Here is a 22,174-nt window from a genome sequence, read left to right on the forward strand (position 1 = left end):
GATTTTAAATCACCCTAATCTTCCTTCAGTCTTGTCTTATGGTACTTTGGCTGCTTAAAAACTGTCCGGAGTATTGTAACTATAACCTTCTTCTATTATTTTCTTCTCTTCTTCTCTTCCTGCGTGTTCTTTGCGCCTTCCCGGTTCTTAAAAAAAGCCTTGCTCGCAAAATATTCCAAAAAACTCTAACAACTTTCCATTTTTGATACTTCAGGCAGATGTGGAGGTAGCTGTCAGTGTAGTAGTCTAATCGCGAAACTTTTTAGGTAAAAGCCTGTGAACAAATTTTTATTTCGAGCCGCGATCGGACTATTAATGGCATTTTTTGGGGCAATTACCTATTTTACAAACGACGTACAAAATCCCGTAACAGGAGAGAGACAGCGGGTGCAGCTTTCTCCCCGCCAGGAGATAGTTTTGGGATTGCAGGCGCGAGATCAAATGGCAGCCAAGCACGGGGGGCTTTATCCCAGCCAAAGTATTCAGCAGTATATCGATCAAGTAGGAGCACGAGTTGTCAACGGTTCGGCGGCGAAACAAGCAGGTTATCCGTTTGAATTCCACCTGCTGCGAGATCCCCAAACAGTCAATGCTTTTGCTTTACCGGGGGGACAAGTTTTCATTACTGCGGGGCTGCTGCGCCGGCTAAATTCCGAGGCTCAGTTGGCCGCTATACTAGGGCACGAAAGCGGTCACGTTGTCGCCCGCCACGGTGCGGAACACTTGGCAAAACAGCAGTTGGGCAGGGCTTTGGTAACGGCGGTTGGGGTGGCTACTAGCGACGATCGCGGGGGTGGTCAGCAGGCAGCATTAATTGCTCAAGCTGTCAATCAAGTTGTCGGTTTGCGGTACGGTAGGTCTGACGAACTTGAGAGCGATCGGCTCGGTTTTCGGTTTATGACGGAAGCGGGTTACGATCCTAGAGGTATTGTTGAGGTGATGCAAATTCTCGGTGCTGCTAGGAAGGGCGAAGCGCCGCCGGAGTTTTTGAGTTCTCACCCCAACCCTGAAAACCGAGTTCAAAAGTTGCAAGCTTTAATCGCGCAAAATTACCCTAACGGCGTTCCAGCTAATTTGGTGTCTGGACGCGAGGAGTTTGCTAAGAATTTGTCTGGCGGTTAGCAATAATTGCATAGGGCTTTACAAAAGTTATTACTAAAGGCGGATCTAAGTTCGGCTGGGAGTTGGCACGATCGACTTAATGAGCGATCGAGCAATTGGAAAGTTGAAAACCATGATTCAATCTTGGATGATTATCGGCGGCGTGACTTTCTCAGTCGCCATGGGCACTCTGTTTTTTAAACTGCGCGATATTAACTGGGCAGTCAAACTTCAAAGACCCGATTGGATGTTTTTTGAGCCTGCAATTCCGTTAATTTGGACGGTAATTTTTGCTTGCGGGGCCGGCAGCGCTACTTTCGTGTGGGAACAGGAACCAGGGAGCCTTAAAACATGGCTGCTGATGGCTTTGTACTTACTTTTAGAAATTGTAACAGTTGCTTATATTCCTGCTACTCTCAGAGCCAAAAGTCTCAAAGTAGGAACAATTTTGGGAGGGGCTGGCGAGATTTTGGGAGTTGTGCTGGCGTTGGCTGTTTTGCCGATTTCTCAAACCGCCGCTTTGTTACTTTTGCCTTACGCGATTTGGGGTGCGATCGGCACTTATACTACTTGGGAAATGATTCAATTAAACCCAGAAGCTGCATAAATATTCGGTGTTCTTCGGCGCACCCTACAGACTATAACCCTCTTCTCTTCTCTCCCTTTGTGTCCTTAGCGTCTTCGCGGTTAGTTAAAAAAAACATTGTTAATAATAGCAAATCCGTGCTAGCGGGTTAACCCACCCGAAAAAGTGAGGAAATCCGCTTAACAGTGTGTGGGTATTTGATGAGAAAATAGATGAATAAAACAGCGTTAAATCAAAGGATGACAGTTATCAATGGCCATTAAAGACCAGCCCCAAGCACCTCGTTTTCGACAAATTAGCAATGTCTTGTTATTGCTCTCAAGTTTGTTTCTGCTGGCAAACATCTTTTTACCGAATTTGTTCGGTTCCCAAATTCCGCAAGTGCCTTACAGCTTGTTCGTCCATCAAGTACAAGAACAAGATGTAGTCCGAGCTTCGGTAGGCCAAAATGAAATTCGCTACCAACTCAAAGGCGAGGGTGACAAACCCGGTCAAGTGCTGTCAACTACTCCAATTTTTGACCTGGAACTGCCTAAACTTTTGCAAGAAAAAGGCGTTGAATTTGCGGCAACTCCGCCGGCTAAAAATGGCTGGATCGGCAGTGTTTTAAGCTGGGTGGTTCCGCCGCTGATTTTTGTGGCGATTTTTCAATTTTTTATGAACAGACAGGGTGGCGGACCGCAGGGTGCGCTGTCGCTCGGCAAAAGCAAGGCTAAGGTCTATGTAGAAGGCGAATCGGCTAAAATTACTTTTGCTGATGTGGCTGGAGTAGAAGAAGCTAAAACTGAATTAGTCGAAGTTGTTGAATTTCTGAAAACTCCTGACAGGTTTACGGCAATTGGCGCGCGAATTCCGAAAGGCGTGCTGTTAGTCGGACCTCCGGGAACTGGCAAAACGCTGCTAGCAAAAGCAGTGGCTGGTGAAGCTGGCGTGCCGTTTTTTAGCATCTCCGGTTCAGAGTTTGTGGAACTCTTTGTGGGTGTTGGTTCTGCAAGAGTTAGAGATTTATTCGAGCAGGCAAAGAAACAGGCTCCTTGTATTATTTTCATTGATGAATTGGACGCGATTGGCAAATCTCGTAGCAGTAACGCTAGCTTCGGTGGGAATGATGAACGCGAACAAACTCTCAATCAATTATTAACTGAAATGGATGGTTTTGCGGCGGGCAATACTACGGTAATTGTGCTGGCTGCAACTAACCGCCCGGAAAGTTTGGATGCTGCTTTGTTGCGCCCTGGTCGTTTCGATCGCCAAGTTTTAGTCGATCGCCCGGATTTATCCGGCCGCGAAGCAATTTTGAACATTCACTCTCAAAAAGTGAAGTTGGGCCCGGATATTGACTTGAAGGCGGTCGCCACTCGCACCCCCGGTTTTTCGGGCGCAGATTTGGCAAATTTGGTCAATGAAGCTGCCTTGCTAGCTGCTCGCAACAAGCGCCTAACTGTAGCTCAGGAAGACTTTTATGAGGCGTTTGAGCGCGTTGTCGCTGGCTTGGAAAAGAAAAGCCGGGTGCTCAACGAAAAAGAGAAAAAGATTGTGGCTTACCACGAAGTCGGGCACGCGATGGTGGGTGCTGCGATGACTGGCGGCGGCGAAGTGTCAAAAATCTCGATCGTCCCGCGCGGTATGGCTGCACTGGGTTACACGTTGCAAGTACCGACTGAAGACCGTTTCTTGTTGGATGAATCGGAACTGCGCGGTCAAATTGCTACACTGCTGGGCGGGCGATCGGCTGAGGAAGTCGTGTTTGGTAGCATCACTACTGGCGCTTCCAACGACTTGCAAAGGGCGACCGATCTAGCTGAACGGATGGTGACCACTTACGGGATGAGTAAGGTTTTGGGGCCTCTAGCTTACGATCGAGGCCAGCAAGCAATGTTCCTCAACGACGGTATGGGAAATGCCCGCCGCGCTGTCAGTGCTCAAACTGCGGAGGCGATCGACCAAGAAGTGAAGGAAATTGTCGAAACTGCACACCAACAAGCTGTGGATATTCTGAAAGCAAATCGGGAATTGTTGGAAACAATTACGCAGAAGCTGTTGGAAACTGAAGTGGTGGAAGGCGATGCACTTCGCGAATTTCTCCATCAAGTGCGGGCTTTAGATAAGGTTACGGCTTGAGGTTAATAGGGTTTAATTAAACCGCAGATGAACGCAGATGATTCCAAATCATCTGCGTTTTGCGATCGCACTCCACGATGAGCCGACTGAAACAGACAACGGCAAACGGACAAACCCGCGTTTGTGCGATCGCAAGTAATCGTATTAAGGGAGAGCAATCACAGGGCGCTCTCCCTTCGCACCAAATACCTTCTGACTGCCATTACAGTATAATTGGTGAATATGACATAGTAAAAATTGTACAGAAATCATGACTATCGAGCTACAGATTTTTCAAACTGTCGTCAAGATGCCAGAATCTCTCAAACAAGAGATATTGCATTATGCAAAATATCTACTTGAAAAACACGCCAAAACAGAAACATCTCCCGAACAACTTGAACAACCTCATGGTTATGGTAGTTGGGCTGGTCAGATCGTTATGTCTGATGATTTCGATGAACCGCTGGAAGATCTAAAGGAATATATGTAACATGGAATCCCTTTTAGATACTCATGCCTTTCTGTGGTATTTGCTTGGCGATTCCAATCTAGGTACTAAAGCAAAAGAAGCGATCGATACTAAAACAGGTTTATATTTTAGTATTGCCAGCCTGTGGGAAATCTCTATTAAAATTAATGTCGGTAAGCTTCAACTGAATCGACCAGTTGAAGACCTGCCGAAGGAATTGCAATACATTAACGCTCAAATTCTACCAATTACACTTTAAGACACGGAGATTTATGCAGGTCTTCCTCTGCATCATCGAGATCCCTTCGATCGCATTCTGGTAGCACAGACTATGAATCATTCGCTGGTTTTGATTAGTCGCGATGAGGCTTTTGATGCTTATCCAATTCAGCGAGTTTGGTCATGAAGAAGGCAAAAGTTTTATACTAGCGATCGCCCCTACCTAATTAATAACCAAAAACCCAATAAACATAGAGAAATCCGGCTGCTTCAAAACACCGGGTTTCTAAATATTGTTGCTGCATTTTCGACCGATTAAATTCCGGGCACGTAGGCCATAACTGGAGTACCTTGCTGCTGCTGCTGCGCGATTTCCAAAAGGCGTTGAATGCGATCCTCTGTCGGCGGGTGAGTGCGGAAAAGTGACTGCAAACCTTTAGTCGAAAAAGGATTCACAATCAGCAGCGGCGACATTGCAGGATTGCCGTGCATGGGAATTTCATGACCCAGTTTCTCTAATTTCTGCAGCGCGTTTGCTAAGCCGATCGGGTTATTGGTAATTTCCACCGCACCGCTGTCGGCTGCAAATTCCCTCGTCCGAGAAATCGCCAATTGAATTACGGTTGCTGATAGCGGTGCTAAAATGATTAAAAACAGCAAACCAAAAGGATTTGCGCCTTGTCTGCTATCCCGCGTTACCGGGCCGTAAAGCGCTCCAAAAGTCAGAATTCGCCCGACAAATGTAATCGCACCGGCAATTGTGCCTGCAACTGCTTGAGTGAGGGTGTCGCGGTTGCGGATGTGAGTAAGTTCGTGCGCTAAAACCCCTTCCAATTCTTCGCGGGAAAGCAGCTTGATGATGCCTTCAGTAACTGCTATTGTCGCGTGTTCCGGGTCTCTTCCTGTGGCGAATGCGTTGGGAGATTGAGTGGGAACTAGAAATATTTTCGGCACCGGAATTTGGGCTTTTTCGCTCAGCGAGGCTACCATATCGTAGAGTTCGGGAGCTTCGCTGCGGGCGAGCGGCTGAGCGCGGTAAGCCATTAACGCGGCCGTGTCGGAATAGTACCAAGAGCTAAAACTTGAGAAGGCGGCTAGCGCTAAACCGATGTAAAGTCCTTGCTCGTTCCCGATTAAATAATAACTTCCTAAAACGAGAAGGCCGCTTAGGAGTCCTAAGAGAGCGGCTGTTCTGAGTTGATTTGTTCCTAGCATGGCGGGTTGAGGGCGATCGCTATTTTGATATTTTTGAGCTTGTAATTAGATTTTCATAATTGCGGGCGATCGCGCCTCTATCTGCCGAAATAACTGCTGCCGCCAATAGTAGTATTTCAAGTTTTCTGTCAGAAACTGGGAATCCCTCGGGAGGCTCTCTCGCCTGCTCTCAAAAGGTGGCATAGCGGCAGGATATGACATTTCCAGCCCGAACCTGGAACCCAGATTAAAAACAAAATAAACCCAGATTAAAAACAAAATAAACGCAGACAATCTTACATTCATCTGCGTTTGTCTGCGTTCATCTGCGGTTGAATTCTTCAACCCTAAACCGCTTGCACTTGCTTTTCCTCAACAGGAACAGGTTCTTGATAGACGGTTTGAGACTCATTAGCCAAAAACTCGGCTAATTGAGCTTCGATTTCATCCCGCACAATCTGGCGGTATTCCAGGAAATGCTCGTTGTGAGCACACACTGTTAAATAATGATCCCAAACCGCAGGATTGCGCTTGAGAATGCTGAACAAATGATGCCAAAACTTCCAGCGAGTTTTGCGCTTGACTCCCTGCCGCCAAACCACAGTTAACAGTGCTCGCAAATCGATCCAACTGGGAACTCTCGCAGGTATCTTTGCTGTAGGTGCACCCAACATTAAGAAATGGCGATAAGTCCGGTCTAAATATTTCTCAGCATCGTACACTTCGCAGAATGCCTCGACATATTCGCGGGCAATATCTTCGAGAGGCCGCGTCGGGATAAAGTTCATCAAGGTAGTCTGGTTGAGGTTGCCAGATTTGTCGCGCAACCGCCCTTCTTTTGCTAGTCTGTGGGACAATGCAGTGTGCGGCAAAGCTTGCAGCATTCCAAAGGTTGTGCTCGGAATTGCTGCTGCTTCGGCAAACTGGACAATCCGCTGGCCGGCACCGGGTTTTTCGCCGTCAAATCCGATGATGAATCCGGCCATTACTCGCAAACCGGATTTGGCAATTAACTCTACGGATTCTATCAGAGAATTGCGGGTATTTTGGAATTTTTTGGTCATTTGCAGGCTTTCTTCATCGGGAGTTTCAATCCCTAGAAATACTGCATTAAAATTGCACGCTACCATCATATCCATCAATTCTTGGTCTTGGGCTAAATCGATGGAGGCTTCTGTGTTGAAAGTAAACGGAAATTTGTGTTCTTCTTGCCAGACTTGTAAGTCTTTTAGCAACAGTTTGACGCTGCGTTTGTTGCCGATAAAATTGTCGTCTACCATGAACACGCCGCGCCGCCAGCCCAAGTTGTAGAGATAGTCTAATTCTGCTATCAATTGTTGGGGGTTTTTGGTGCGGGGTTTGCGGCCGTAGAGGACGATGATGTCGCAGAATTCGCACTGGAAGGGACAACCTCGGGAAAATTGAATCGACATCGAATCGTAGGCATCTAATTCCAGCAAATCGAAGCGGGGGACAGGAGTTGTCGTAACATCGGGTTTTACGCCATCCGATCGATAAACTCCGCTTTTTTCGCCGCGCGCTATTGCTTCGACGAACATCGGCAAGGTGATTTCGCCTTCGTCTAGAATCAGGTAATCTATGCCCGCTGCTTGAGGTTCTTCGGGTACGGAAGTGGGGTAAGGGCCGCCGCAAGCTACGGATTTACCGCGCCGTTTTGCTTCGCGAATGATGTCTAGCAAATCTTCTTTTTGGACAATCATTGCTGACAGAATAACGAGCTCTGCCCATTCCCATTCTGCTTCGGTGATTTGTCTGATGTTGCGATCGACTAACTTAAATTCCCATTCTTGGGGTAAAATAGCTGCTACTGTTACCAAACCCAGCGGTGGCAGCAGAACTTTCCGATCAACTAATTCTAAGATTTTCTCGTAAGACCAAAATGTTTTCGGAAACAGCGGGTAAACTAGAAGAACTCGCATTATATGTTAAACCTCACATCAGTAAACAACTTGCGATCGGGCTGGCGTGTTTGAGAGTTCGATCGACTCTCAAGACTTCATGTTAAGGCTAAAATTACGATCTTGCACTCGATCAAATATTTGGCGATGGGTCACACCCCCTAAACCACACACAATGAGCGCAATTTTTAGCTTGCAGTTCCCTGTTAAAGTTTGCAAATGCTGATATCTTATCGTATTTGACCCTTAATTGACGATAATCGCATTTAAAAAGCATGGGATTAAGGCAAAAAAGAACTGTAAAAACTTCCCTTATTCGTAAGATGCGCCTCGGCGCACCCTACATATATCTCGTAAGATACACATTCCCTCTTCCCTGTTCCCTTTTCCCTGTTCCCTTTTCCTTCTAATTTGAATCTTTGCCAGGAATCCCGCTAGTTCTTAACATATCGGCAACTGTGCCGCAGTAACTCGGCATTCCTATGCTTTCGGGATTCACAAGATTTTGATAGGTAAAATGGCGGTAGCTGATGCAAAATCTATCCCAAGCAGCCACTTGAATTCGGAACAGCCAAATAAAGAAATCAGCCAGCCAAGGTGACAGAGTAATCCGAAAAAATATCTTTTTATTCAAATACTGGCAAGCTTGTTCTACCACTTCATTAGCTGTAATCGCCGGATTTCCTAGCACAAAATGTCGCGGTTCTTCGGAAGCAGGTGGATGTTCAACTAAATAATTAACTACTTTGGCAATATCTGCACCGTGGATGAAGTGAAAACTGCCATCTGCCTTAAACCAGCGAATCAAACCAATCCATTTGGCGACAAGTGGTAGGCCAGATGACAAGTGAGAGACTGGTTTTTCAGGGTCTCCTCCCAATACTAATGTCGGGTAAAGTGCCGTAATCGGAGGCACATTTGTCAAAGCTGACAAATGCACCATGCAGTTGTACTTTGAGCTAATATAATCTGTCCCCAGTTCCCCGGCTTCTTTGAGCAAATTGTTGTCTCTACCGAGAATGCTGGCAGTTGAAAAATAAATTACTTGCTGGCAAGTCTGTGGCGAAAGTAGTTGAATTAGGCGCAGAGTTTTGGTTACGTTAACATCAAAAACTTCTTGAGTTCCTCCCCAAGCAGTAGCGGCTACAATTGCGACATTAATTGTTTGCAGAAGTTCGGCGTGTTGATCGATATCTCGCATATCGCCTTGTATTATATGGATGCCGGGGCGGGCTTTCCAGTCAAATTTTAATTTTTCTGGGTTGCGAACTAATAAGTAAAGTTCGTGGTTTGTCTCTTGAATCAAAGTTTCGGCCATGTAGTGACCGATACAGCCACTTGCACCCGTCACAAAAATTTTTTTGGAGTTCATTTTGCCGCAGGGGAAGAGGGAGGGTTTGACGCTTTTTCGACAGTAGGGAGACGGCATTGGCTATTAGTGTCAACTTAAACCTAAAGTCCATGAGGAATATCCCTTTTATTCGAGTCCAGATACCCCTAAATCCCCCTTAAGAAGGGGGAGTTTGAGTGCTTCATATCCCCCCTTATTAAGGGGGGTTAGGGGGGATCTAGACTTTGATACAAACAAGAGAGACGGTCGGTTTTACGTTCAGTTGACACCAAGGGGCTCTTGGAGTGTCCTACAAATATCAGATGCAATTAACCCGATTCGCTCCGATTATATAATCTTTTTCGACGGTAGGGAGACGGCATTGCCGTCTCCCTACAAATATCAGGTGCAATTAACCGGATTCGATCGGATTCTACAATCGAAATCAAATCAAGCAGCAACTGCAAGCAATTTGTCGGCTTGTTTTGCGGTTTCAAAGAAGAAACGCACGTTATCTTCGGGAGTTCCCGGTAATACACCGTGTCCCAAATTGAGGATGTGTCCGCGCGGGCCCGCTTTGCGAATTGTATCAAGAATTCGATCGCGAATAAACGGTTGAGAACCAAACAACACGCCCGGATCGAGATTTCCTTGAACGTTCATATTCGGGCCCAAACGCTTGCGCGCGTCGGCCATATCAACTGTCCAATCGACGCTGATGATATCCGCGCCGGATGTTGTCATGCGTTCGAGGAGGCCGGCGCTACCGGTGACTAACAGAATTAGCGGTGTGTCGGGATGGGTTTTTTTGACTTGCTCGAATACTTGTTTCTGGTAAGGTAGAGCGAAGGTGTCGTAGTCCTGCGGGGAGAGTTGGCCGGCCCAAGAGTCGAACATTTGCACTACTTGCGCGCCGCAGTCGATTTGATAGCGCACGTAAACGGCGATCGCATCGGCGAATTTCGACAGCAACTGATGCAGTAAAGTTGGATCGGAAAATGCCATGTTTTTGATGATCGCATAATCCTTAGAACCTTTACCCTCAACCGCATAGGCCGCCAGCGTCCACGGCGCGCCCACAAAGCCGAGCACGGTGGATTTGTTGCCGACTTCCTCGCGCAGGGATTTCAGGATGGTTTTGATAAACGGCAAGCTTTCTTCCGGGTTCAGCGGTTGCAGGTTGTCGATTTGCTGCTGAGTGCGGATGGGTGCGTGGATAATCGGGCCTTTGCCTTCGGCGATGTCCATGTCGATGCCCAAACCCGGCATGGGGGTGACAATATCGGAAAACAGAATTACGCCGTCGGGTTGAAACGCGCGCCACGGCTGAAGGGAAACTTCGATCGCAACTTCGGGAATTTCGGAACGTTCGCGAAACGAGGGATACTTTTCTCGCAAATCTCGATAGGCTTTCATGTAGCGACCGGCTTGACGCATCATCCACACTGGCGGACGGTCTAGGGTTTCGCCGCGGGCAGCCCGCAACAACAAGGGAACTTCTTTTAATGCCGACATTTTAACTTTTCTCTACCTTAGATATTTCAATGCCTTTGGTAGCTTACCACTGTGCGATCGTCCTTTTTGACAAAATCGTTGTGTGTACAAATGTGTATTTTGTCATGGCCAAAGAAAGTGAGGCGATAGCCAGAGATCGACTCGTATATAAAGAACTGGTATAAATCCTGTGTATAGGGCCAGAAACCCGGTTTCTACGAAGAAACCGGGTTTCTGAGCTACAGTTTGACCTACTTACCTCGTCACGCAGACTCCGCCCACCACTACCCGACATTGATCTGGGCCCGCATCGAATCTACTATCATTCCGCCTCGCAGAGTCTAACTCTCTAGTCCGCGAATTGTAATAATAATCTCCCGCCGGATACCTTCTATTCGGGACAGCGCAGTAAGTCGAGTCTTGATTACCCTCGTCAAACCTTACTCTCACCATAGAACGTCTCTCGCGACAATCAATAGACTGCAAGTCAAAATCATTTTGCAACAGCCGTTCTCTATCATATCCACCGTCATATCGATCGCTATCTCGCCTCGTGTACCAATCGTCCCGCGAATTGCGAGATTGTCTGCCGCCCCCATCAATTCCCGCAACTTCCAGCGTGTAGCTACCGCCTCTGGCAGCATCTTTTGCTAACACTAACAGTTTGTAATCGCCACTACGGGGAATTTGATAATTAAAAGAACGGTCTTGCGTAAAAGCGACTTGTTTGTTGTTCCCGTAAAACAGCACCATGACGGGAGTAAAACCGCGACTTCTATCTGTGTCTAAAAACACTTCAATGTTATCGCCTTCCCGAGCGCTGAATGTGTATTCTTGACCACGCAATTCTTCCGTCGGAGAGCCCGGAACCCACATATTCCGAAAACGGTAGATGGGGGAAGTGCGGCGAATTACTCCATCTATGCGATCGTTATTCCCTATCTGTTCGCCAACCGCACTTGAGGAAATCCCGGTAAGTGCCAATCCCGTAACTAGGAATGCGGCAGCAATACTGTTTAACAAGTTGTGTGCTTTCATATCAACCTCTCGAAAAATTTAAAATTTTTTTGCTTTTTTGGCGCCGACATTTGCATACACAATCCATTTTAAATGTAATTTCTGCCAACCGTGTCTACCTCACCCAACCCGGCTATTTAGCGGGTGCAAAATCTCATGTTAAAGTTATAGACGTTGATCCCTAATCTAAAGTTGCGATTGATCGCCACAAATCAGCAATCCCGATTCAGCGTCGAGACTCGCCCTAATTCCCATTGGCAAAGCAGCGTTAACTCCCTCGTGCCCGAAGGGCAAATCCGAGACAATGGGAATATTCAAGTCCCCCAGCCGATCGCGCAAAACCTCTTCAATGCTAAAACTGGGAATAGTTGGCTCAATCTCGCAACGACTGAAGCGCCCCAAAGCAATGCCCCGCACCCCAGCGAAAGCCCCCGCCATCCGCCACAAAGTCAACATTCGATCGACCCTGTAAGGAGCCTCGGAAACATCCTCAAAGGCGAGAATAACCCCGGTCAAATCCGGTTGATACGGGGTTCCGAGCAAATGAGAAGCCACCGTCAGATTCGCCGGAAACAGCCGCCCGGTGGCTTGTCCGCTGCCCCATCCTTTACCTTGCAAAGATTGTAAGGGACGACCTTCTATGCAGTCAAAAAGTCGATCGACAGACCAATCCGGTTCAGCAGCCAAAGTTGTCAGCATCGGCCCGTGAACGCCCCAAACGCCCAATTTAGCCTGATTCCACAGCAAAGCAGTAATATCTGAAAAGCCGATTAACCATTTCGGCGAATGGGAATCGGGAGTTGGAAATTGGGAATTTTCCGCCTTTCCCACATTTCCTTTTTCCAAAAGTCGAGTGCTGCCGAAACCGCCACGAACACAGAGAATACCGCGACAATCCGGGTCATTGAGGGCATCTGCCAACTGTCGGACGCGGTTTTCGTCGGAACCTGCCAAATAGCCCCAGCGATCGTCAAAACCCGGTGTTAATTCAAGTCGATAGCCGCGAGATTTCCAAATTTCTACACCCTTGTCAAAGTTGGTTGATTCTCGCAAAGTGCCACTAGGGGCAATTACTTTGAGCAAATCTCCTGGTTGCAGAAATTTTATGTCAGTCATTAGTTATTAGTTATTATTTATATCGTGTTTGGTAAATCGATCGTAATTCCGTATGGGCGGGTTTTACAGACAATTTCTGACTGAAACAGACAATCTCGAAAACCCGCCCCCACCCACCCATAAATACAAACCTACATTTTCGGATTCTATGCAAATTTCAGGTTGATGTGGGTTATCGGTTGTGACGGGGCGGGTTTATCTAGATTGTTGATAATCGTTAGATATTGTCGGTGAAACCCGCCCATACCGGACATGGTTAATTATTGATTTAGGAATAAGTTTTTGAGATTGTTGGTTAATCATTGCTAGGGTAAAGTCAGAATTTCGACCCCAGAATCAGTCACAGCCAAAGTATGCTCGAATTGAGCCGAAAGCTTTCCATCCTGCGTGATAGCAGTCCAACCATCGGCCAAAATTTCCACTTCCCAAGTACCCTCATTAATCATCGGCTCGATCGTAAAAACCATGCCTTGTCTGAGCTTCTTCCCCGTGCCCCGCTTACCGTAGTGCAAAATTTCCGGTTCGGTGTGAAAAACGCGGTGAACGCCGTGTCCCGCAAAATTTCGCACTACCGAAAAACCCTGGGCTTCAGCATATTCTTGAATCGCTGCACCGATGTCGCCAGTACGAGCACCCGGTTTGACTTCCGCAATTCCTCTTCTTAAACATTCCTCGGTTACTTCAACTAACTTTTTCGCTACAGGTGAAGGTGTTCCCACAAAAAAAGTTTTGGAAGTATCGCCATGATAACCATCAACTAAAGGTGTTACATCAATATTAATAATGTCACCTTCTTTCAGAATTTGTTTCGCATTGGGGATGCCGTGACAGACTACTTCATTGACGCTAGCACACAGAGATTTTGGAAATCCTTTATAGCCTAGCGGAGCGCTTTTTGCTCCGTGTGCCAAAGTCCAGCGTTCGGCTTCGTCGTTAATTTCGAGAGTGCTTACACCCGGTTTTACCATAGGTTCGAGATGTAGCAGAAGTTCGGCGGCTAAACGGCCTGCTTGGCGCATTTTTTCGATTTCTCTACTGGATAAAAGCACTAAACGTTCGGTTGCCATAGTTTTTTCAGTTTTCTTTTTTCGGACTCGATTAAGAGTTTATTTAACTCAATTTTAGAATAGAGTTGAACTGCTGCTCAATAAACTTATAATGTGCGTCAGTCAGCGGATATTTCTAAAAATTGGCCAGTATTATTACTGACGCACCCTACTAGCAGTGATAGATTTGAACCAGTGTTCACAACGATCGCCCAAAGCTGCTAAAGAATATTCTACCTCTGCTTGTCGCCTGCAAGCGCTGCGGTCAATTTGGTCTAAGCGGCCGATCGCACCTACCAAGCCATTTACGCTATCAGGCTCCACTAAAAAGCCCGTCAGCCCGTCTCTCACAATTTCCGCCGGCCCCCCGCGCTCGTAAGCAATCACCGGCACACCGCACGCTAAAGCCTCGATCGCGACATTTCCGAAAGCTTCCACCCAACGTGGTGTCATCAACAATGCTCGGCACTGACGGACTTGCTCTTGCATTTGGGTTGTTGTCAGAAACCCTAAATATTCTACCGGAGCATCCGGGTAATCTGCACAAATTTTTTGCCAATAATCCTCATCTTGCATTTTGCCCATAATTTTCAGGGGAATGCCTGTAATTTTCGCTGCTGCTACTGCATCTTCTAAGCCTTTTTCCGGGGCGATGCGGCCTAGCCAAGCTAATTTAGACTGCGGTTGGTTGCAAAATTCGTACAGGGATAAATCTATGCCATTTCCCAACAACTGACATTGATCGGCAAAGGCGAATGTTTTGGCTTGAGAAGCGGTGTGAACTCCGATCGTACCAGGAAACTGGAGGGCGGTTTGTCCGGCTATGCGATCGAGGGCTGCAGAAAGGGAGCCCATGCTGATCAAATGTGCGATCGGAATCCTAAAAAATGGTGTCAAATAAAACGGCAGCCAATCGTAGGCAAAATTAACAATGACATCCCATTCATCCTGAACTTGCCGAGCATATTCCCACATATTCGCCAGCACAGAATCTGCGGGCATCACAATAGGATCATTGTAATTTTGTGTTTGGGCCGTTACTTGCAAATCACCCGTTATTTCGATTACGGGAATTGATTCTAAAACTGAACCAATCGGCGCTACAACTGCTATTTTATGACCGCGACTCTGTAATTCTTTAGCGATGTTAAGGACTGTAAGTTCGACTCCGCCGCCCAACCCAGAACCGAGTTGACCGACCGAAGTTGAGAGGAACAATAGTTTTAAATGGTTATTAGTCATTAGTCCTTAGTCATTAGTCAGCATTCACTAATTTTAACATAATCTAAATTATAAATTTCCAATTTCAAATCTCAACTTCAAATTATTTGAAAATTGCTACATTTATTAATCCATTCCAGAACGCGGACGGAGGCGGTTCAACTGATTGATTGCCCAGCGAGCAGTTTCCTGAACTTCTGGATCTGGATCGTCCGTCGCACGGTGCAACAAGTAACTGATTTGATTCACCAATTCGTAAATCCGCGTCAAGTCGCGAATTGCATTTTTACGCACTTCTGGATTTTCATTCTGCAGCGAAATTGACCACGCATTATTCATGGGTTTGAGCGTGCGAATGCCAATTTCCGAGAGACTTGCCAAAATTAAACTGTACTGCTTGGAGTCGGAATTTGCTAGCAAATCGAGCAACGGCTCAACTGCTCTGGAATCTCCCCGCTGGCCGAGTTCCCAAATTGCTTTGCCCCTCTTTGCCGGATTTAGGTGCTGCAAATCTTCAATCAGTGCTTCAATAATATCAAGTTTAGGTCTACCATCCGTTTCGGGAAGGGCAATATCTTTCTTGCGACTCGCTAGGGAATCGCCTTGATTAGTTGTTTCAGGAATGTTGAAACCTGTGTTGCTGTACCCATTGCTGTGAGGTTCCAAGGGCGAGGTGTCGGAATTAATTCGATCGCCCTCGACTGCTGCATCCTTGGATTCTGGTTCCCCGGATTCCCTGATAAACGGTAAAGGTCGATCGCTGCTCTCGATACTGTGGCCTTTTGGCAAATCAAAAGGGTAGGGCAAGGCTGACAGCGACTGTCGCCCCGAAGAAGTCTCTTTCGGTCTACTTTCGTGCGAGTTTGTAGGAGAATCAGGATTAGTAAATTGAGAGTTTCTTTGGTTGTGGCGATCAAATCTTCCTCGTCTTCGCTTAGAATAATTTGACTCGTCACTGCTAACTAATTTGAGCATGATAAATACTGCCGCTGCCGTGACGACAACTGCTGCCAAACCCAACATTAAGAACCCCCGCTGACGAGACAAAATGACGATCAAATTGGATACCGATTTCGGGATCTTAGAATTAGATTTGGACGTTTTGGACGGCTGAGATTTGTTTTTATCGGGCGCTGGAGACGGTTTTGAAGGCTTGGAATCCTGGCGATCGTCCGAGGGAGAGTTCGCCTGAGCAATTTCTGGGGAAACAGCCCGGTAGGAAGCATTGAGAGCATGATGCTTTCCGTCCGCACTTGGACTGAACGCAGCGCCCAGACAGGCAATGCAGGTGAACAAACATACAGAGGAGCGGTAATGCGCCATAAGACTCAATCCGGGTTTTGAGAGGCAACGCCGCATGACGAGCTTTAGTTTAACCTTGAGTTAGCTCGATCCTAGCTGCTATGGGCTTAACTAACTCACTAATAGCACCAGACTAACGAAAAACCCTGGTTTGAGAGGGCACCGAGCCAGCTCTCATAAGCACAATTGTGTCATTGACGTGCAACTCCTTTAAATAATTAGTTTAAAACGAACAACTACATCGGCGGCCGCGACTTGAGCAGCGGCATCCCGAAAGTTGATTGCAGCTAATCTCACCTACGTGCAGTGTGCAGTGCAGGCCCCGCAGCGCAGCACTGCGGGGACACTAGCAGACGATTGTGGCTCGCCGTCGATTTCTCACTAATAGCGTGGCATGACCAAGAGTTTAACAAGCTTCCGAGCCTGCGGGTCGATCGTTTTTGTCTGAATTTGGGCGGAAGTGGGACAGGGGGATTGGCATTGGAAACGAGAAACCTGATTTTTTCGTTAATTCTTCCCTGCTCAACCGCATATTTTCAGTACATTCAAGGACGCACTCTGGAGATCGTAAACCAGTTTTATTTACCAAAAATGCTGTAAGAAAGAGAGCGCTGATTTGACAGATGTTAATTTGAAGGGGGCAATTATGCCGGATAGAAGTGTTTGGGCGATCGGCTAAGATAACCGTTAGGAAATATTGTATTCAGCTAGCCAGCGCCAAAAATCATACTATTTTGTAAAAGTAGGGTCGGATTTAGTTAGGAGCTATAGTGAGAGCGAGTAGACCGTTTCACGCACGCGCCTTCTCCCCACGTTCTGTTTATTTATACCCACTTACTTAAGTTAAATCAATCGGTATTTAATGCTGTGCCGCCAAATTTGATATAAGATCGACCTAAATTTCTAGTGTGAGAGTAGAGGCGTTTGTGAGCCAACAAGATATTTTAAATTTAGCAAAAGAAGGCGATGCCAGGGCGATCGCATTTCTGATCGGCCAAGCACTCCAAAGCTTCGGCGTCACGGCTAAAGCCAGCCGGGAAAATGACACCCTGCACCTGCTGCTGGAAGCAGAACAATTGCCCGCAGAAGAAGCCTGTCTCCGAGTCGCAGTCAAAGGGTTGCAGCGGCTGCAACCAAATAACCTTTACTCAGTGACAATTTACGGGCGGCAGGGCGGCCAGCAATTGCCCGCTTGGACTCAGACGGTAGAATTAAAAAAACGCTTGACTTCCGAACCCGTGAGTGCATTAGTTGCCGTGAATGCAGCAGTAGCCGCGAGTGCAGCAGTAGCCGCGAGTCTACCCGCTTCTCCCATTCCTGTCACTTTGCCCAAGCTAGAAAAACCTCAAAATGTCACAATTGAGCCCCCTCCAACACCAGAACAATCTCCGCCCCAACCCCCTAAAATCCCCACTCCAAAACCCCCAAATCAAAGGCAGCAAAAGCCATCACCGCAGCCAGAGTTAGCCCGCACTAAAACTAAAAAATTTGGGTTCTCAGTCGGTGCTCTGAGTCTAATTCTCGTGCCGATATCCGGCCTTGTGCTGGCTTCTCAACTTTACAAATCTTCAACCACCGCTACTAATAACCCTCTAACGTCAAAGCCTGCGGTACAAGAAGTGAGCTCGACACCAGCACCAGCAGCCGCAGCCAAACCCCTTCCAGATCCAAAATCGCCCTCCCCGGCTGCCAAAAAACCTGCCACTGTGCCCGCAACTGTCAGTATCAAAGCAGTTGGCGACATGGTTCCCGGTACAAATTATCCCTACAACAAACTGCCGGCAAAAAAAGAGATGTTATTAGAGTCGGTAAAACCGTACCTCAAAGGAGCTGATATTCTGTTTGGCAATTTTGAAAGCACGATGACCGATTATCCTTACAGTTCCAAAGCAGGCGGCGGACGAATGCTGATTGCCTTTCGGACGCCTCCGAGTTATGCCAAAATCTTCAAAGATGTTGGTTTTGATATTTTGAGTATTGCCAACAATCACTCTTACGATTTTCACGAGCAGGGATTTAATGACACGATTAAAAACATCGACAGCAATGGCATGAAGGCTGTTGGTAAAAGAAATCAAATTGTTTATAAAAATGTCAAGGGCGTGAATTTTGCCTTTATCGGTTTCAGCAACTACGGCGACGTTCACAATTCTTTGCTGGAACTGAAAGCAGGCTCAGAAGTTGTCAAAAAAGCTAAGGAAAAAGCTGATATTGTAGTGATATCAGTTCATGCTGGCTCTGAAGGAACGGGAGCTCTGAATGTGAGAAATAAAACTGAGTTCTTTTACGGAGAAAACCGGGGAAATATGGTTTTGTTTTCGCGGACGATGATTGATGCGGGAGCAGATTTGATTTTGGGACATGGCCCGCACGTTCCCCGAGCGATGGAACTTTATAAAGGGAAATTGATTGCTTATTCGCTGGGCAATTTTTTGGGTTATCGCACTTTGTCCTCAGCAGGAGCACTCGGTAAATCTCTAATTTTGGATGTGAAAATGACTCCGCAAGGGGATTTTGTTTCTGGTAAGATTATCCCCATCCAACTTGACGGGCGAGGTGTGCCGGCTGTTGATAACAATTTTAGGACTGTGGGGTTGATTGACCGTTTGACAAAGAGCGATTTTCCCAATAGCGGTTTGACAATTGATGACAAGGGACAAATTTTGAAAAAGAGTAAGTAGTTATTGGGAATTGGGAATTTTAACTGGTTCCCAGGCTCTTCCTGGGAACCGATATCCAGAGGCTCTGCCTCGAAAAGTGATCGGGAAAATTGGAGGCTGAGCCTCCGGATCTGCGTTACCAGGCAGAGCCTGGAAGTAATCAAACTCTTGTGGCCCGTTGCTCGGAGCAACGCCCGAAATATGCAATTTAAATGGAGTACAGCTTACCCGCCCCTATAGTGCAATCATCGTTTTCAAAGCTTCTTTCATTTCGTCTGCTGTCGTCGTTGCCGTACCGAACTGACGCACGACAATACTAGCCGCCAAATTGCCCAAAACTGCCGCTTCCCAACCAGATGCACCGACGCACAAAGCTAAAGTCATTGCTGCTACAACTGTATCTCCAGCACCGGTTACGTCGAATACATCAGTCTTGTTAAAAGGGGGAATGTCCCAACTTTGAATGGCAAATTCCCCCTTTTCACAAATGGATGTTGGAGAAGGTGAATTTTTGATTTCTTCGCCGTTCGCTCTTTCAAACAAAGTCATCCCTTCTTCGCCGCGAGTAATCAGGATTTTTTGAGCTTGAGTTAAGTTCAACAAATCCCGTCCTGCTTGCATTAAAGTTTGAGGGTTTTTGATAGCATATCCGACGGCTTGCTCGGCTTCGGGCAAGTTCGGAGTAAATAACATTGCTCCAGAATATCGCTGCAAATTTGTTTGAGCGTCTACTATTGTTTTGCCGGGAACCACTGCCGATTCGATCGCCAAATTCGTCAAAACTCCGTCGCCGTAGTCGGAACAAACCACTGCATCTACTGTCGGTATTTGCTGCCGGATGTAGTCTGCCAATTGCAACTGCAAATCTAAATCCGGCAACTCGTCCGATTTGCGATCGACTCGGACAATTTGCTGAGTCACCGACTGCCGCGCGTGCCCGGAAATTCGAGTTTTGGTGACAGTTGGACGCTGCGAATCGATTAAAATCCCACCCGTATCAATTCCCGCCGCCTCAAAAATACCGCACAAAGCCTTTCCCTGGTCGTCTTTTCCCACCAAACCAGCAACTTTTACTTGGCCTCCCAGTTTGGCTAAATTATAGACCGCATTTGCGCCACCTCCGGGTACTTGCTGAGTATTTTCGTAGCGCAAAATCAACACAGGTGCTTCGCGGGAAATTCGCTCTACTTGTCCGGTAAGAAACTCGTCCAAGGTCAAATCTCCGATCGCTAATACCTGCGCTCGATCGAAGCAGTCTAATCTTTTCAATAATTGCTCTGTTGAGGCACGCAGTTGAGGCAAAAAATCGGAATAGTCGTTAGTCATTAACCAAAAAAATGAGACTGAGGAGTTAATAATTGAGTGTGGAACGAGCGGGAATTAAAAATCCTAATATTAATTAATAATTAATTTCCTCCCTTGTTTTATTTTTAACTTTTAATTGATTTTCTCACTGGGATTTTGAGAAACCAGTTGCAGGCTATTGGCGATCGCACTCGCTCCAACAATTTGGCAAAAAAATGCAGATAAAATCGCAGCCTTTGAGACTCAACTGAAAGTTTCACGGTGTGGAAGTTTCCTTCTACATAAGTGCCTTCAAAAAACTGCAGAATTATTTCAATTTCTGCTTGATGATCGTAATCACCTGAGTCATTTGTTTTTTGAGTGCATCAATTTCCGCTTGCATTTTCGCCATTTTCGCAGTCATCGCTTGAATTTCGGCGGCGCCCGCTCCAGAGCTGGGTGCAGCGGCGGCGGCTGCGGCTTCCGGCACTGGTTTCTTTTTGGCCAGTACCATCGCCGATTTGATTGCCTCGGTTAGCTGCTTCTTCTCAAACGGTTTGGCGATGAATGCAAAAAAATGCTTCTCAAAGGGTTTCGGAATTTTTTCCATCACCTCTTCTTCGCGGCCCGACATGATCACCAAAGGTATCTTAGAAAGCTCAGGATGGGCTTGCACTTTTTGATACACTTCCCAACCGCTGACTTTGGGCAGTAGGAAATCTAACATAATTAGATTTGGCCGGGCTTGACGGATCAGTTTGAGTCCCTCTTCGCCGTCTTTTGCTTCTAGAACTTCAAAGTTACCCTGAGGCAACATCTCTCGGACTCGGACGCGGATGACTTTACTGTCATCGATTACCAAGATTTTTTGACCAGCCACGACTGACTCCTTCAGTAATGAATGAGTGATGATTTGCAACCTTCAGTATATCCCTAACAGAATTCTACCCATAATTCTGGGCGAGTTTAGTTTTGTTGCACCTCGGCGCGATCCTGATTTCGGGTGATACTCCTACAAGTTCAGGGGCTTTGATTTCGGATACGATCGAAGGAATTAACTCAATCGCCACTTAATTTTATGTCGCCCCAAACTCCTAAAACTCCTACTGTCAAAGCAGTTGCCGCCCAAATGCGGGGTGAAATCGAGGCGATGCCGGAATGGTTGCGTAGACCCGTTGGCAAAGCTAGCGAACTTTCCCAAGTGCAAAAAATTATCAAACAGCGGCAAATTCACACGATTTGTGAGGAGGGGAGATGCCCCAACCGGGGCGAGTGCTACGCGCAAAAAACGGCGACTTTTTTGTTGATGGGGCCGACTTGCACCCGCGCTTGTGCTTTTTGTCAAGTAGATAAAGGTCATTCTCCGATGCCGCTCGACCCGGAGGAACCGAAAAAGGTGGCCGAGGCTGTGCAGTTGTTGGGTTTGCGCTATGCGGTGCTGACTTCGGTGGCGAGGGATGATTTGCCGGATGGGGGTGCGGGTTGGTTTGCCAGGACGATCGCCCAAATCCGCATTCTCAACCCGCATACTGAAGTGGAGGTGCTGACGCCGGATTTTTGGGGGGGAATGGGCAGGAGTTCAGAGGGGGAGAATTCAGGGCTCGATGAGTTGCAGCGAGATCGGATTCGCACGGTGGTGGAGGCTAAACCGGCTTGTTACAACCACAATATTGAGACGGTGCGCCGATTGCAAGGGCCGGTGCGGAGGGGGGCGAAGTACGATCGCTCGATCGATGTTCTGCGTATTGTTAAGCAATATGACCCAACTATTCCCACCAAATCCGGTTTGATGTTGGGACACGGGGAAACCGAAGCCGAGATAGTCGAAGCGATGACAGATTTGCGGGATGCCAAGTGCGATCGGCTCACCCTCGGTCAATACATGAGACCATCTCTAGATCACCTCCCAGTGCGTAAATACTGGACGCCAGCCGAATTTGACCGTTTCGGGTCGATCGCCCGGGAGATGGGGTTTGAGCGCGTGCGATCGGGGCCTCTCGTCCGCAGTTCCTACCACGCCGGAGAGAGCGACTGAAACTAATCTGAATTCAACTCGGTATAAACTCCTTGTTACAAAAAATAACTCTAGAGGATTGTGCATAAGTGCGACGCT

At 47.1% G+C, this 22,174-nt stretch carries 18 protein-coding genes; 7 read left to right on the forward strand and 11 right to left on the reverse strand.

The genetic code is table 11. The features are described from left to right. Positions 1 to 276 precede the first annotated feature (276 nt). The 5 genes from QUA57_RS16095 to QUA57_RS16115 all read left to right on the forward strand — a co-directional run bounded on the left by QUA57_RS16095 (position 277) and on the right by QUA57_RS16115 (position 4,518). Entirely contained in the window at positions 277 to 1,122 is an 846-nt protein-coding gene (locus QUA57_RS16095) for a M48 family metallopeptidase (protein ID WP_333062225.1), read from the forward strand. Positions 1,123 to 1,234: 112 nt separating this feature from the next. Next, a complete protein-coding gene (locus QUA57_RS16100) occupies positions 1,235 to 1,708 on the forward strand; it encodes a tryptophan-rich sensory protein (RefSeq protein ID WP_333062223.1) in 474 nt (157 codons plus the stop codon). 231 nt (positions 1,709 to 1,939) lie between these two features. Further along, complete coding sequence (gene ftsH4 / locus QUA57_RS16105; RefSeq protein ID WP_333062220.1) at positions 1,940 to 3,808, forward strand: ATP-dependent zinc metalloprotease FtsH4; 1,869 nt, start codon at positions 1,940 to 1,942, stop codon at positions 3,806 to 3,808. 250 nt (positions 3,809 to 4,058) lie between these two features. Next, positions 4,059 to 4,280: a type II toxin-antitoxin system VapB family antitoxin gene (vapB, locus tag QUA57_RS16110; protein ID WP_333062217.1), complete on the forward strand. Its 222-nt coding sequence runs from the start codon at positions 4,059 to 4,061 to the stop codon at positions 4,278 to 4,280. Position 4,281: 1 nt separating this feature from the next. Further along, positions 4,282 to 4,518 (forward strand): type II toxin-antitoxin system VapC family toxin, encoded by a 237-nt coding sequence (locus tag QUA57_RS16115; protein ID WP_333062215.1) that lies wholly within the window; start codon positions 4,282 to 4,284, stop codon positions 4,516 to 4,518. Between the two features lie 275 nt (positions 4,519 to 4,793). Here the strand turns inward: QUA57_RS16115 and QUA57_RS16120 are convergent, their stop codons facing one another. The 9 genes from QUA57_RS16120 to QUA57_RS16160 all read right to left on the reverse strand — a co-directional run bounded on the left by QUA57_RS16120 (position 4,794) and on the right by QUA57_RS16160 (position 16,138). Next, complete coding sequence (locus tag QUA57_RS16120; protein ID WP_333062212.1) at positions 4,794 to 5,693, reverse strand: M48 family metalloprotease; 900 nt, start codon at positions 5,691 to 5,693, stop codon at positions 4,794 to 4,796. A gap of 326 nt (positions 5,694 to 6,019) precedes the next feature. Then, on the reverse strand, positions 6,020 to 7,612 hold the full coding sequence (locus QUA57_RS16125; RefSeq protein ID WP_333062210.1) for a B12-binding domain-containing radical SAM protein: 1,593 nt from the start codon (positions 7,610 to 7,612) through the stop codon (positions 6,020 to 6,022). 385 nt (positions 7,613 to 7,997) lie between these two features. Further along, positions 7,998 to 8,963, reverse strand: coding sequence for an NAD(P)-dependent oxidoreductase (locus QUA57_RS16130; RefSeq protein ID WP_333062209.1), 966 nt, complete (start codon positions 8,961 to 8,963; stop codon positions 7,998 to 8,000). Between the two features lie 408 nt (positions 8,964 to 9,371). Next, positions 9,372 to 10,436, reverse strand: coding sequence for a uroporphyrinogen decarboxylase (gene hemE / locus QUA57_RS16135; protein ID WP_333062207.1), 1,065 nt, complete (start codon positions 10,434 to 10,436; stop codon positions 9,372 to 9,374). Positions 10,437 to 10,670: 234 nt separating this feature from the next. Then, positions 10,671 to 11,453 (reverse strand): hypothetical protein, encoded by a 783-nt coding sequence (locus QUA57_RS16140; protein ID WP_333062206.1) that lies wholly within the window; start codon positions 11,451 to 11,453, stop codon positions 10,671 to 10,673. A 165-nt stretch (positions 11,454 to 11,618) separates the two neighbouring features. After that, entirely contained in the window at positions 11,619 to 12,548 is a 930-nt protein-coding gene (locus QUA57_RS16145) for an LD-carboxypeptidase (protein ID WP_333062204.1), read from the reverse strand. 305 nt (positions 12,549 to 12,853) lie between these two features. Further along, a complete protein-coding gene (gene map / locus QUA57_RS16150) occupies positions 12,854 to 13,615 on the reverse strand; it encodes a type I methionyl aminopeptidase (RefSeq protein ID WP_333062203.1) in 762 nt (253 codons plus the stop codon). A 135-nt stretch (positions 13,616 to 13,750) separates the two neighbouring features. Next, entirely contained in the window at positions 13,751 to 14,836 is a 1,086-nt protein-coding gene (locus QUA57_RS16155) for a glycosyltransferase family 4 protein (RefSeq protein WP_333062202.1), read from the reverse strand. A gap of 105 nt (positions 14,837 to 14,941) precedes the next feature. Beyond that, the gene (locus QUA57_RS16160) at positions 14,942 to 16,138 is read right to left on the reverse strand and encodes a HEAT repeat domain-containing protein (protein ID WP_333062201.1); all 1,197 of its coding nucleotides are present in this window, start codon (positions 16,136 to 16,138) and stop codon (positions 14,942 to 14,944) included. A 905-nt stretch (positions 16,139 to 17,043) separates the two neighbouring features. Here QUA57_RS16160 and QUA57_RS16165 point away from each other — a divergent pair. Continuing rightward, positions 17,044 to 18,798 (forward strand): CapA family protein, encoded by a 1,755-nt coding sequence (locus QUA57_RS16165; protein WP_333062200.1) that lies wholly within the window; start codon positions 17,044 to 17,046, stop codon positions 18,796 to 18,798. Positions 18,799 to 19,011: 213 nt separating this feature from the next. Here the strand turns inward: QUA57_RS16165 and QUA57_RS16170 are convergent, their stop codons facing one another. Continuing rightward, positions 19,012 to 20,103 carry a PfkB family carbohydrate kinase gene (locus QUA57_RS16170; protein ID WP_333062199.1) on the reverse strand — a complete coding sequence of 364 codons (1,092 nt, stop codon included), beginning with the start codon at positions 20,101 to 20,103 and terminating at the stop codon, positions 19,012 to 19,014. Between the two features lie 286 nt (positions 20,104 to 20,389). Further along, positions 20,390 to 20,941, reverse strand: coding sequence for a response regulator (locus QUA57_RS16175; protein WP_333062198.1), 552 nt, complete (start codon positions 20,939 to 20,941; stop codon positions 20,390 to 20,392). 198 nt (positions 20,942 to 21,139) lie between these two features. Here QUA57_RS16175 and lipA point away from each other — a divergent pair, with 198 nt between their 5' ends. Then, a complete protein-coding gene (gene lipA, locus QUA57_RS16180; RefSeq protein ID WP_333062196.1) occupies positions 21,140 to 22,096 on the forward strand; it encodes a lipoyl synthase in 957 nt (318 codons plus the stop codon). The last annotated feature ends 78 nt before the right edge of the window (positions 22,097 to 22,174 follow it).

The organism is Microcoleus sp. Pol7_B2 (assembly GCF_036701035.1).
Taxonomy (GTDB): domain Bacteria; phylum Cyanobacteriota; class Cyanobacteriia; order Cyanobacteriales; family Microcoleaceae; genus Microcoleus.